This window comes from Hymenobacter defluvii (assembly GCF_017589435.1).
Classification (GTDB): domain Bacteria; phylum Bacteroidota; class Bacteroidia; order Cytophagales; family Hymenobacteraceae; genus Hymenobacter; species Hymenobacter profundi.
In genome coordinates this window covers 1-12,625 of the sequence record NZ_JAGETX010000035.1, presented here as the reverse complement: position 1 = coordinate 12,625, position 12,625 = coordinate 1, and the positions used below count along the sequence as shown (strand labels likewise).

General features: G+C 58.0%; 13 protein-coding genes. 10 read left to right on the top strand and 3 right to left on the bottom strand.

Going from position 1 to position 12,625, the window contains the following annotated elements; all coding sequences use genetic code 11:
* The first annotated feature begins 464 nt into the window (after nucleotides 1–464).
* On the top strand, nucleotides 465–1,283 hold the full coding sequence (locus tag J4D97_RS22200; RefSeq protein WP_208309507.1) for a helix-turn-helix domain-containing protein: 819 nt from the start codon (nucleotides 465–467) through the stop codon (nucleotides 1,281–1,283).
* Nucleotides 1,284–1,364: 81 nt separating this feature from the next.
* On the opposite strand, the gene J4D97_RS22195 is transcribed toward J4D97_RS22200, so the two are convergent.
* On the bottom strand, nucleotides 1,365–2,504 hold the full coding sequence (locus tag J4D97_RS22195) for an FAD-dependent oxidoreductase (RefSeq protein ID WP_208309506.1): 1,140 nt from the start codon (nucleotides 2,502–2,504) through the stop codon (nucleotides 1,365–1,367).
* Between the two features lie 264 nt (nucleotides 2,505–2,768).
* Complete coding sequence (locus J4D97_RS22190) at nucleotides 2,769–3,752, bottom strand: hypothetical protein (protein WP_208309505.1); 984 nt, start codon at nucleotides 3,750–3,752, stop codon at nucleotides 2,769–2,771.
* Nucleotides 3,753–4,264: 512 nt separating this feature from the next.
* Here J4D97_RS22190 and J4D97_RS22185 point away from each other — a divergent pair.
* From J4D97_RS22185 to J4D97_RS22150, 8 genes are all read left to right on the top strand, one after another.
* Nucleotides 4,265–4,888 (top strand): porin family protein, encoded by a 624-nt coding sequence (locus tag J4D97_RS22185; protein ID WP_208309504.1) that lies wholly within the window; start codon nucleotides 4,265–4,267, stop codon nucleotides 4,886–4,888.
* Nucleotides 4,889–5,073: 185 nt separating this feature from the next.
* Complete coding sequence (locus tag J4D97_RS22180) at nucleotides 5,074–5,334, top strand: hypothetical protein (RefSeq protein WP_208309503.1); 261 nt, start codon at nucleotides 5,074–5,076, stop codon at nucleotides 5,332–5,334.
* An 80-nt stretch (nucleotides 5,335–5,414) separates the two neighbouring features.
* Nucleotides 5,415–5,825, top strand: coding sequence for a hypothetical protein (locus J4D97_RS22175; protein WP_208309502.1), 411 nt, complete (start codon nucleotides 5,415–5,417; stop codon nucleotides 5,823–5,825).
* A 783-nt stretch (nucleotides 5,826–6,608) separates the two neighbouring features.
* Nucleotides 6,609–6,875 carry a hypothetical protein gene (locus tag J4D97_RS22170; RefSeq protein ID WP_208309501.1) on the top strand — a complete coding sequence of 89 codons (267 nt, stop codon included), beginning with the start codon at nucleotides 6,609–6,611 and terminating at the stop codon, nucleotides 6,873–6,875.
* A gap of 75 nt (nucleotides 6,876–6,950) precedes the next feature.
* A complete protein-coding gene (locus J4D97_RS22165) occupies nucleotides 6,951–7,499 on the top strand; it encodes an STN domain-containing protein (protein WP_208309500.1) in 549 nt (182 codons plus the stop codon).
* A gap of 96 nt (nucleotides 7,500–7,595) precedes the next feature.
* A complete protein-coding gene (locus J4D97_RS22160; protein ID WP_208309499.1) occupies nucleotides 7,596–8,261 on the top strand; it encodes a CatB-related O-acetyltransferase in 666 nt (221 codons plus the stop codon).
* Between the two features lie 76 nt (nucleotides 8,262–8,337).
* Nucleotides 8,338–8,679 (top strand): hypothetical protein, encoded by a 342-nt coding sequence (locus J4D97_RS22155; protein WP_208309498.1) that lies wholly within the window; start codon nucleotides 8,338–8,340, stop codon nucleotides 8,677–8,679.
* A 510-nt stretch (nucleotides 8,680–9,189) separates the two neighbouring features.
* Nucleotides 9,190–9,831 (top strand): type II toxin-antitoxin system HipA family toxin, encoded by a 642-nt coding sequence (locus J4D97_RS22150; protein ID WP_347879384.1) that lies wholly within the window; start codon nucleotides 9,190–9,192, stop codon nucleotides 9,829–9,831.
* 138 nt (nucleotides 9,832–9,969) lie between these two features.
* Here the strand turns inward: J4D97_RS22150 and J4D97_RS22145 are convergent, their stop codons facing one another.
* Entirely contained in the window at nucleotides 9,970–11,574 is a 1,605-nt protein-coding gene (locus tag J4D97_RS22145; protein WP_208309496.1) for a TlpA family protein disulfide reductase, read from the bottom strand.
* Between the two features lie 332 nt (nucleotides 11,575–11,906).
* On the opposite strand from J4D97_RS22145, the gene J4D97_RS22140 reads away from it, so the two are divergent.
* A complete protein-coding gene (locus J4D97_RS22140) occupies nucleotides 11,907–12,566 on the top strand; it encodes a serine hydrolase domain-containing protein (protein ID WP_208309495.1) in 660 nt (219 codons plus the stop codon).
* Nucleotides 12,567–12,625 lie beyond the last annotated feature (59 nt).

Below are 12,625 nucleotides of genomic sequence, written 5' to 3'. Positions count from 1 at the left end.
CAGGCACCGTATCATGCTCACCAACAGCTTCTTACACTTAATATCCTAAACTGTCCAGCCTAACCGGACCACCTCAGGCAACTCATACTCAATGAGAAGACAACCCTGGAGGATGTGCGGCGCTTCTTCCCCGAGTCCGCCAAAGAAGCGGATGTACCTAGCTCGGGGCGGCCAGAGGAAGAGATGAGCGTGCCTTTCTTTTATAAGGGCACGCCCACAGATGCCTCCTTGAGTCTGCTATTCAAGAAGGGACGCTTGCAAGAAGTAGAGTTTTTCTTTCCCTGCTAATGGCCAAGAACTCCTGCGTACCCCCGGTGGTATGGAGAAGTTTCTGAGCGAGAACTTACATAACGTTAGTCGACCAACACCCCGCAAAAAAGGAAAGCCAAAGTCCAGAGATGATCTGCCCTAGTTACTAGTAGTTATAGTAAGGAAGCGTCTTGCTAGCTTACCTTTGCCTTGCTATGCACCACCAGGAAGTTGCGCCGCCGCCCGCCTTACAGGATCTGATCCACTGCTTCTGGTACGACCGGTTCGACTTCGGTCCGCAACCAGTGCAGTTTGACGTACCCCCGGATGGCTACGCGGAAATCATTTTCTACGTGGGCAGCCCCTGCCGCCTGGCCACGCCCACCGGCTGGCAGCCCCTGCCCTCCCCGTTTCTGCTGGGGCTGCTTCCGCACCCGGCGCAGCTGACCACGAAAGACCAGTTCGAGATCATTGGCATCCGGTGTTTTCCCTGGACCGTCTTTGACCTGCTGGGCTTGCCATCCGCCCCCGGCAACGTGCTCCTCGGGGAGCATCCGATTGCCCAGTTGCAAGTCCCGTTGACGCAGTACCTCCAGGCCGGAAACGTCGCGGCAGCCCTGGCAGAGGCCGCCCGGTATTTCGGACAGCCCCGGTCGCCGCTGGAAGATGAGTGCCTGCTCGGCAAAGCGGGCCGGGCGATGCGGGACGCCACGGGCACGCTGCCCGTCCACCAGGTCGCGGCCGCGGCGCATGCCACGGTGCGGACCCTGGAACGAACCTTCAAGCAAGCCGCCGGTCACACGGTGAAAGACGTGTCCTCGTTGCTCCGCTTCGAGCAGGTACGGAATTGTTTACTCCTTTATCCCGCGACGAATATTGCGCGCTTGGCGTACGCGTTGGGCTATACCGACCAATCCCATTTGAGCCGGGAGTTCAAACGCTATAGCGGCACCACCCCTGCCGCCTTTGCGCGAAAAGCCCTGAACAGAGGGGCAACAATTAGACCCGATTGCAGCACGTTCATTGAACCCTAATCCCCGTGCTGCCCGTTACGCACAGCCTGTTTTTTGAACGAAAGAAGTCGCCTGAGGGAGTGCGAGTGCCGGGTAGTGAGTTTACCGCTGGAAGCGTTGCTGGAAGGAAAAGGCCTCGTGGTGCATGGCCAGCTCATTCTGGCTTGTGACCAATTGGGCCTCCCGGGCGTAGCAAAGCATCTGCTGCTCGTAGTCGTGGATGGCGTCCTGCAAGCTGCAGAAAGAGCCGCTGGTAAGATTAGACGCTAACAGCCGCGCATCTTGCAGGCCACTGTTTACGCCGACACCGGCAAAGGGCGGCATCAAGTGGGCCGCGTCGCCGATCAGGGTGAGGGGCAAGGGCCGTTGTGCGTGCCAGGGAAGGTCCAAGGGGAGTTTGCGGGCGGGCAAGCCAACGAACGTGGTCGTGGCGTGGAACAACTGCTGATAAACGGCAGCCTGCCGGGCGAATAGTGCGGCCAAGAATGCACGACTCGTCGAGGGAGTTGAGAAATCCAAGCCGTTGTCCCGCAGCCAGCTCGCCGGCCGCCGGAAGCTCACGCCGTAGCTCAGCGCCCCGGCGTTGTCCGGGTTCGCCACGAGCGTAAGCCCGTTGCCGGCAAACATGAGGATGTTGTGCTGACAAAGGCGGTAGAAGTCGGGGCAGGTGCGGGCCGGCTCCGCTACTTCGCCCTGCAGGATGAACGTACCCGTGTAGGCGACTTCCGCATCGGTGACGTATTGCCGGGCCCGCGATCTGCCCCCATTGGCCCCGATCACCACATCGGCCGTGACCGGAGGGCGGCCGGCGAAGTGCAGGTGCCAAGCGCCCTGCGCCGGCTCCGGCTCCGGCTCCGGCTCCATGTGGGTAAACTGGTGGTCCCACCGTACGGTGCCAGCCGCTAGACTGTCCAGCAGCAGGGTGCGCAGCGCGTTGCGGTTGATTTCTGGAGTGGTCGTGTTCGGCGGGGTCGTCAGCAGTACTTGGCCCTGGCCATCCACGAGCGTCCGGCCCATGGGCTTTGCCAGCTCGAAGTAGCGGGCCAGCAAGCCCGCTTCTTGTAGGGCACGCTGGCCGGTGTCCTCGTGTAAATCCAGCGTGCCGCCCCACACGCGGGCCTGGGGCGTGGCATCCCGTTCGTATACGGTGACGTGTACGCCCTGCTGTTGGAGCAGGCGGGCCATGGTGAGGCCCACCGGGCCAGCTCCGAGGATGGCTACTTGTCGGTTATGCAGCAACATAGCTTGTCTTGACGTGAGGTAATTTTCATGCTGCAAAGTTGCTGGGGTTGCCACCACCTAATCTTGTACAAATGCGACAAAATCGGGGTCCCTCCTCTCCCCGAGCAACTGTCTTTGAAGAGATACCACGGCAAAGTGCCCCGTCACTTCCTCAACTTCCAAACACTCCACTGAAAGCCGAAGTACTGCAGCCCACAAATGATCTAACCTAACCATACAGCAGAAGGTCCTTCCTATAGTCAGAATGCTTTTCAGAACTTTCCGCTACCGGTAGGAAACAATCGGCAGTTTGCCCTTTACCCAAAACACCCCATCCAGCACCAGGTCCATCCCGGTTTCCTCCTGCACCTCGACGAGCTGATTGCGCAGCGCGACGGAGCGCAATCCAATGCGCTGGCGGCGCGCATCGGACAGGGGTACTTCCTGCGTAGTCAATGGATTAAGGTAGCCATAGGCGGCCTGCTGCCCGTCGGACTTGATGACGACGTACCAATCCTCGATGACAGCGTAATCAGCGGGTGCCAGTTCCCCGCGGCGCACAGCTTGCAACAGTTCAAGTTGCAAGTGGGGATAGAGCGTGTCCCGTTGCGCATAGGCAGTGGAAATGGAATTGTGGTGACTCAGGATGCGCTGCATGCTCGTGCGGTTGCCGATGAGCTTCTCTCCCGGGTAGCCATACGTTCGTAGGAGTTGTGCTACGCGGGCGATTTGCCACTCTGTATGGGGGATAAACCGCCGGTTGAGGAATCGTTCTTTTGCTTGCTTGCTCAGCTGCAACAGGTTACGTAACGCCAACTGCTGGTCTTTTTTGGCCATAGCCAGCACTTCCGCGCGCAGGGGTTGCTGTAACGTTTGCTCGTAGCACGTCCGCATGGCATCGTAGGTCCGCCGCAAAGAATCCCACGCTAGTCCGGTTCGCAGTGGCTCGAGAAAGCGGTTTCTCTTGATGTCGGACAGCTTCCACCCGCCTAAGATGCCGCGGCGCAACCAGCGGTAGGCTTGGTCTTTATCGCCTACGTGCAGCGCCAGCTGGGTAGCGACCTGACAGTCGCGCAAAAACACGTAGTCGTAGGTGTTGAGCACCTGTTCAAACCCAGCCAAGGCCGCGGGGTAGTGGCGGTTTGCCAGCAGCTCCTCGGCCTGCATCATCTGCTGGTGATACACCAAGTAATCTGGTGGCGACTGTGCCTTGCCAGCGCGAAGTCCTACCAGCAGCACCAACGTCACGAAGAGAAGGAGAAACTTCATACCAAAAGGGAAGCGTAGCATGCGTCGCCACTCATGTAAATGCCTATGCCAGGTATACCCTACGATAGCTATCTAGCGGATAATGAGGTGAGTTGAAAAAAGCATGAATAGTTGCATAGTCATTTGGTTCGTAGAATGATCGTCTGAATGCCCATAAATGCTTTGCTATAGCACACAGCAGAAAGCCCCTCACATGAAGTCAAGCACTCTAGTGGGGGCGCTACCTGTCCACAGATTCTACTTACCCACGCGCTGGTAGCGCCCCTGGCGCAGGCGGTAGCTAAGTGTACCCGCAGTAGAGGAGACTGGTGTACTCCGCCGTCAAGAAGAATACATCCGGGTTCGCCTATAGTCTCTTCTCCCAAGCGTCGAGCTTACTTATTGAAAATCAATATTTTATCAAACAAAATCACCTGTTTATCGTCTTTACTTATGCTTTCGGGATGCAGTGGCTTTCAAGCCAGTTCCTCCCGTGCGAAACGTAACGCCTTTCCTACCCTCACTTTCCAACTATGAAAAAGATTCTTCTCACGCTGTCCCTGCTGACGGGCATTACGGCCGCCGCCCAGGCCCAATCCGCCACTGGGGGCGGCACCCGGTTCGGCCTTAAAGTGGGCGTAGTAGCCGCCACGCTAGCCGGCAACGACAAAGACTTTCGGGGCGATGTGCAAAACCGCTTTGGCTTTCAGGCCGGCGTCACCACGACGACGACCTTAGGCGTTGGCGGGCTGTTCGAACTGCACCCCGAGTTGCTGTATTCCCAGCGTGGCTACCAGATCGAGGATGTCTCCAAAACCACATTTCACAATATCGATGTGCCGCTCTTAGCCCGCCTGAACGCCGCCGGCCTAGTGTTTGAGGCTGGTCCGCAAGTAGGCTACTTGTTCGCGCATAAGACCAAGTTTGACGATTCGGCTCAGCCGGATATTACCGGCCGTGGCCAACTTAATAAGCTCCAGTTCGGCTATATCGTGGGCGTCGGCTACCAGCTGGCGAGTGGCCCCAACGTCGGCATTCGCTACAACCGCAGCATCACCCGACTCTATGACGGCGATGCCGCGCTGCCCGGTGGGAATAACATCTACAATTCCGTGTTTCAATTTCAACTGGGCTTTGCCTTCCCCGGCAGCAAATAAGCCGAAGACCTTGACCATGTTCAGGGAGAGTGGCGCTCAGCCCGAAGCCCTCCTATTTCCACGGATAAACGACGTTAATAGAAAGCCCCTCCATGAGGGGCTTTTTGGTTCTATAGCTCTGTACCTCTAGTGGCCGGAAGGGTTTCGCATGAACATCCTACTATTTAGCGGGTGTACGTTGCATCATGCTCAGTATAGCCCGTACTGTAACCGGGAGTGATGTAGGCTTTGCCAGGGTGATGCAGGACCAACCGGCGCGTGGAAATGGCGGAGGCGCTACCCCCTGGTTTGCTGACTGGCGCATGGCCCTGGTGGAACTGGCACCATCGGAGATGTACTGGATCATCACGCACCTGCAGACGCGTCAGTACAATTTAGTAAGCCCGCGGCTTCCGATTACCGATCCGCACCTACTCACCCTGCTCGGTGCTTTCAGCCAACTATAGTGGCGCTGACGGCTGGTTACTATATCCCTCTCGCTTTATCCTTTCCTCTTTATACCGGCAGCTACACGCGCCCTACGTTCATGCTACAGCTCTTATTTGATACGGACTCGCTCTCGATGAGCTACGATTTTGATAACATGTGGCTGTCGGTCGAGTGGCGTGGTCACCAGGACCCGGGAACGATGCGAGCCGACTGCGAATTGATTCTGCATTACCTCATGGAACATGACGGGCACAAGCTGCTCTGTGACAGCAGTGATGCGCGCGATGGCTGGGATGGCCTGGAGCAGTGGGTCGGCCAGCAGTATTTTCCCCGGCTGGCGCACGCTGGGGTGCAGGCCGTCGCGTGGATCAACCCCACCGACCTGGTGTCCAAGGCGGAAATCTTAACTATTGTTCACTACGCGACCACGCCCTACGTTTCGGTGTTTGACTGCGGGGCCCAAGCCTGTGACTGGCTGCGTCATACGCACCTGGCAGCGGATGAGTAACGCATTACGTAAGGCAGACATAGCAACCCCGAAGCGCGCTACGCGTCCGTATTCGCGGCTAGCGAGCTAGGCTATGGGATTGCCAAACGTTTTGATGCATAATTGCGTTTGTTGGTATACCTTTGCACCATAACAAAAATGGCAGGCAGCCACACGGGCCACCTGCCACCTTCTTTACGGCTCTAGCCAGTGGCTCACCACTGCCTTTGCCGCTCCTGTTACCGCTGCTTTACACAGCTCTAGCAGGACGCGAAACAAACCGAGCTTCTCGGTCTCTTTCGCTTTCGTACGCACCTTACGTTCCATTGCGATTGGATTTAGGTGTTACCGCACCTACTTCCTGAAACCCCGGTTGTTCCACCAGCCGGGGTTTCGTCTTTTCCAAGACTACCGTGTTGGCGAGGTGTTTACCGTACGCTTGCTTCAAAGATAGCTACTCAGCCCCGTAGTTGGAAAGCGGATAGCGTACTGGGTGCCCTGCCTCACGGCCGAGGTCAAGCGGAGGGCGCGGGCCACGCGGTCGTGCACCAAACGCTCACCGATACCATTCGCTATGCTTGCACTGCCCACTTGACTGCTAGCTTTTATCCTTGTGGTTCTGCTCACTGCTGCCGAGTATTTAGGAGAAAAATCAATACCCTAGCTGGAGGTAAAAAGCAACTTTCTGCTGTTCAGCTATATGCTCTTTTCTGGCATTATTAGTAGATTCGATTGGCTTTTCTAGCACACTATTTGCCCATCGCCTCCTTGTCCACTAATGTCGGTGCGACGCTTCCCTTTTTTATGTTTTCCCTGTTCTGGGCCAGCTTGCTGACCCTGCCAACTACGGTTGGCCCCACTCCCCGTGCCCTACAACGGCCGCTCCCTGCCCCCCGCTTCCACTACACGTTGGGTGCCCTCACTCGCCCAGCCACGGCCCCTACCCGCACACTGTGGGTCAAGCCGACACAGGGCAATCATCCCACCCAATCGAATGCCTTCCCTGCTTGTGTTAACGCAAAGTGCCATCACATGCACCTGCACGACCCGGTGGGTCTGGTAGCCAGCTAGGCCCAGCACCCCTTCGGAACCCTTTCCTTTCTTTTTTTACCCCACTCCTTACCTGCGCTTACGAAACGCACTACCATGACAAGCAAACAGATTGTCTTCCTTTTAACCCTAGGCTTATTCACCACGTCAAGCGCCACCAGCGTTGCCCAGACAGCGTGCCAGACAACGCCTACTTCGGTACGTGTCGCCGCAGCCCCCTTGGCACAGGCGCTGACCGATCTTTCCCGCCAGACGGGCTGTCCCGTGCAGTACGAGCAGCAGTTGGTGCAGCCCTTCCGCAGTCCGGCCATAGCGGGTCGCTTGACCACGGCTGATGCCTTGTTGCAACTCGTGAAAGGCACGGGGCTGGAAGTACACACCACGAATGATAAGCTCAGCGTGAGCCAAGCCGACCAACAAGCTATTAGCAGCAAAGCAGCTGCTCTGCAAACTCAAGTAGGGCAGGCCGTGAAGGCGCAGAAACTACCCCAGCACGCGACGACTGCCCTGTACGCAGAACTAGGCGCGGTCAGAACTTCGGTGGTGACCCTAGCCAAGCAACAGGGCTTTGTTAGCGCGGCAGAAAAAGCCAGCTATCAGCGCACCTTCGCTAAGGCGGAACAGTTGCTAGCCAGCGTGAAATAGACGTTAAGCCCACCTCAGAGATTATTCTCTCACTCGAAAGCCCCTCGTATCAGGGGCTTTCTGCGTTTCTTTGGTCTTGTAAGCTTTCCTTACCCTATGTCCGTTGTTTCTCCTGCTACCGTTTTTCCCCTCGCTAGCTACGAGCGGCTATGCTTCCTCCAAAACATCATCATCCATCCGCAGATCAGCGTCGGGGAGTACACCTACTATGATGATTTCGAGACGGTCGAGAACTTTCAGCGCAACGTGCGCTACCTCTTCGACATCACCGGCGACCGGCTCGTGATCGGCAAGTTCTGCATGATTGCTTCCGGCGTGGAATTCATTATGAACGGCGCCAACCATCTCACCCAATCGGTCAGTGCCTACCCTTTTGCTGTCTTCGGCGGGGACTGGGTCGATGCGATGGCCGGCAAGACCTACCCGAGTAAAGGTGATACCATCATCGGCCACGATGTATGGCTGGGCTATCGCGCCAGTATTCTGCCCGGTGTCACCATCGGCAACGGATCCATCATCGGGGCCTACAGTGTCGTGACGCGCGACGTACCGCCTTACAGCATTGTGGGCGGTAACCCAGCGCAACGACTGCGGCCGCGCTTCGATGAGCAAACCGTTGAGCAGTTGCAAAACATAGCTTGGTGGGACTGGCCGGTGGAGCGGATCACGCAGTACGCGTCTTTATTGACGGGCGAGCCCACTGCGTTTCTAGCCGCCGTGCAGCGTGACGAGTTAGCCACCACCAAAGGTTTCTCTTCCTAACCGATACCCATCCCTCGCTCAGGGCCTCGCCGGGCGTGCTTCCGTTCCCGTTCCAAGGTGCGCACGGCGCTCGTGCGTGTGTTATTATGCCCGTAGCTTTCAGCTGGGTATCCTTCAACCGCCGTACCTTATCCAGTACCCCGCTGATACGCTCGATGGTCTCCCACTCGAAGAAGTAGCTGACCTGCAACTCGACCCGCTGCTCGGGCAGCGTTTCCCGGCTCCACACGTTGGCACCGGCCTTCTCCAAGGCCTCTTCGATCTGGGTCGCCTGCGTCGCGTCTCGGGCCTTGATCACGGCATGCAGCGCCGCTGGGTTCTGCGCCAGCTTCTCGCGGCGCTGCTGCTCTTCACGTTGCTGCCGCGCTGCTTCCTGCTGCTGCGTGCGCTCTATCGCTTGCTGCAGTTGCGGCCATAGTTCCTGCCCGTTCGGCCGCAGATTCAGGAGCGGAAAGCGTACCTGGGTACTGGTCTCGCGCACCAATAACTCATCTTGCCCACGCGGTTGATAGACCTTGTAGCCTTTGGCTTGCAACGTCGCTAATAATTGGTCCGAGTTGGCCACGGGTCATTGCAGGAAGGTTTCGACTACCCGCGTCGCCTGGCCCTGGCTTTGCTGCTGTCGCTGTGCAGCCCACGTCTGGGTATTGTTAAACAAATAGGGGAAAACCTCCGAGTCCATAGCCAAATGGCTTGGTCACTCGTGACAAGGTGCAAAAGCGGTATAAGAGCATCGAAAACCTGATAGTCTTATACGCTCCTTAACGCAATCGAAAGTGGGTGGCGAAAACGAACGTTAAGACTATCGTTTCGACCAAATATCAGGTAACATATTGACAAACAGAATACTACTTATGAAAATCAGGTGGCTGTGCTCCTGAGTCGGAGGTCTTGCCCTATTTGTTTAACAACACCCCCAGTGGCCAGGATGAGCACGACGTCGGCGCCTGGGAAGCGGTGGTGCATGATCTGGCCCAGGCAGCCGGCCTGCAGGTGGCGACTGGTCGCGCCCAGCGTTTCAGCAGTCCCCACCACACCTTTCTCTCCTGGCGCTTCGACCGCACGGCCGCCGGTCAGCGGTCAGCGGCAGCACTTTGCCTCCGCCATGACCCTGCTGGGGTACCAGGACGGCACCGACCACCAGGATGGGGCCAGCTACCTGGAGCTCGCCGGGTTGCTGGTGCAGCAGGGCGCCCACGTCGCCCACGACCTGACGGAGCTCTGGCGGCGGATCGTCTTCAACATTTGCGTTTCCAACACCGACGACCACCTGCGCAACCACGGCTTTCTGCTCACGCCCCAGGGCTGGCGTCTATCCCCGGCATTTGATCTGAATCCCATCCGGTACGGGCAGGGCCTGAAGCTCAATATCTCCGAAACCGACAATGCGCTGGACCTCGACCTGGACCGGGAGGTGGCCCCCTATTTCCGGCTATCAGCCGCGCAGGCCGAGGCCATGCTCCGGCAGGTCGTGGCCGCCGTGCAGCACTGGCCCGACGTGGCCAGCCGCTACCAAGTGTCTCGGGCGCAGCAGGAGCTAATGGCCAGTGCGTTTGAGGCAGCGCACTAACTCCTGGCAGCGCACTTCACGTAGGGGCTCGCGTGCGTGGCGGTGCGGCGTACGAAAGCGGGGAGTCCTCCCAGGCACCAGTTGGCTGCAGCACTTCTTGGGAGGATTTCTGCCAGGGCGTGGCCAGCTGCTACATGGCTAGTGGGAGGCTAGATTCTGACGGATACGCTCCCGCAGGGCTTCCCCCGTACTCGGGAATGGCAAGTCGTCGTCCACGAGCCGGCCCTGCGCATCAAAGAGCAGGTAGCGGGGAATGCCGCGGGCCAGCAGCGCAGTCAGAGATTCCTGCACGGCTTTGGGGGCCAGGTAATGTGAGCCTTGCAATTGCTGCTGCGCCACGAAGGCTTGCCACTTCGCCCGGTAGTTGGCATTGTTCACGGAGACGTACAGCGGCTCAATGCCTTGCTGCACCAGGAAGGCGTGTAGTTCGGGCGCGTGGCGGAATTCAGCCACGCACGGGCCACACCAGGTGGCCCAGAAGTCGACGAACACGGGCCGGCCGGCAAACTGACGTCGCACGAGGCTGGCTAGGGAGGTAATCGTGTCCAAGCCCGCGAGCGGGGCAAACGTGAGCTGCCCGCGCGTGGCGTCGTAGTGGCCCAGTTCCTGCTGCGTCGTGGCACCGGCCACCACAGTCGTCGCAGATGCGGCGGCCATTGCTTGCTCGTGCAGCAAGGCTTGCGTCAGCACCGGTACGTACGGACTCGTCGGAAACTGCTGCACGTAGTCCGCTAAGATGGTGGCAAATTCGGCGTCCGACATGGGCCGTAAGGCCAGGGCTGTTAGCAATTTGTGCCCTACTAGCAATGATTGCATGGGGGCGGGGGCGTAGTCTACATCGCCGAAGGCGGAGTCGATATCCTGGAATTGCTCGGCATACGGTTGCCAGTGCCGAACCGGTTCCGCCGTGGGCAGCCAGCCCTTGGCCCGGAAATGATTCTTCATGACGGCCGTGCTCACGCTGATGCCCAGGCCGCGGTATCGGAGAGCTTCCGGATCAAATGTCTGCTCCAGCTGGGCCAGTACCTGCTTCAAGGCCGCTTCGGGTAGGTGAAATTGCAAGCGCGGCCGGTTCTCCTCCACGGTATAGGCCATCAGCAGACCGCCGACCCAGAATAGCAGCTCTTGTTCCGTTTCACTTCGGAGCGTAGTATAGCAAGCAGGGCTAATCAAGCGGCGCTGCCGGAGCGAGTCCAGTTGCGCGACACAGGTTCGCAATTCGTCGCGTAGACGATTGACCATCTCCCGAGCGGAAGTTGCGGGCGCCATCACCAGCCGGAGCCGCTCCTGGTCCACCCCAGCGCGCCGGTTGAGCAGCTTGCCTTGCAGAAGTAAGTTGTTGCCGGCGGCATTCGGGCCCTCGAACACGAGCGACTGCTCGCTAAGGGGCCCGCTCCCCCGGTGCTGGAGCACAACGGGCGCCCGGCCCGGTTCTACAAAGGCGTAGAGTTGGGGAAACGTTTTCGCTTGTACACTTACCAACTCGCCGCTGGCTGCGGGTGAGAAGCGCAGGTGAAACTGTGCCTGTTGAATAGGGACCGTTGAGGAGAGGTTCGTGTAAAAGTAGTTCAGGTAACCGCCCGGCACGGGGCGAATGGCCCGGACGGACTCACCCTCCAGCCCGGTAAAGCCGGTATCCGTCAGCACGGGACGTTGCGCGTGCATGGGGAGGGTACCACACGTGATCAGTACTAGCAGGAGCCACACAACGCGGGCAGCACAGGTTACAACAGGAGCATTCATCGGGTAGTAAGAGAAAGGGATGGAAAGTGAGCGAGCACAGGAATCACTTACGATTCAATTATACGAATATTTCGTATTTCTACGAAATATTCGTATAATTGAATCGTAAGTGATTCCTTTCCACAGACGAGCTGCGCTCGATATGGATGTAACCATTTGATTAAATGTGATATGCATACTATCAGCGCTTCCCAAGAAGCACCGCGATGAAAAGCCTTATCCGAGGAGATGACCAGGCAATAAATTACCTAACAAAGAAGCAGGAACGGAATTTATTCGATACCCCTGCGCCACCAACTAGGCAGTAGACAGTACTGGAAAAAGGCCTTTATTTGCCGTCAACGGTAGCCCGTAGCGCTACTGCTATACGCCGAATCCCTATTGTTTTCCTGCTCTGCCTTGCGTTTGGCACTATCACGCGGGCAGTCGCCCAGTCAGCCCGGCACCGCGCCGCGCAGGATTCGCTGACGGTGGAGTTGGAAGCGTTGCGCAGCCAAGGCCATTTCAAGGGCTTCGAAGTGGCTATTGTAAGTCGGGAAGGCACCCTTTATCAACACGGCTTTGGCGTGGCCGATATCCAGGGCCAAAAAGCGTACGGCATTCACACGGTGCAAAACATCGGCTCGGTGTCTAAGACGCTGGTGGGCCTGGCCCTGCTCAAGGCCCAGGAGCTAGGCCTGCTTACTCTGGACGACCCCATTAACCAGTACCTGCCCTTCCCCGTCGTTAATCCGGCTTTTCCCGACGTCCCCATTACGCTTCGTCACCTGGCGACCCACACGTCCAGCATCCGCGACAACGATTTTTACCTGCGTAAAAACTATTACCTCAAGCCCGGCCAGAACCTCACCGGCCTGCCATTAACGGTGGAGGACGAGCAGACGTTTATTCCCGCCGATTCGGCCGTGAGCCTGCCCGTGTTTCTGCAAAACGTCCTGACCCCGCAGGGTACGTGGTACCAGCCGCAAGGATTTCTGAGGTGGTCCGGTTAGGCTGGACAGTTTAGGATATTAAGTGTAAGAAGCTGTTGGTGAGCATGATACGGTGCCTG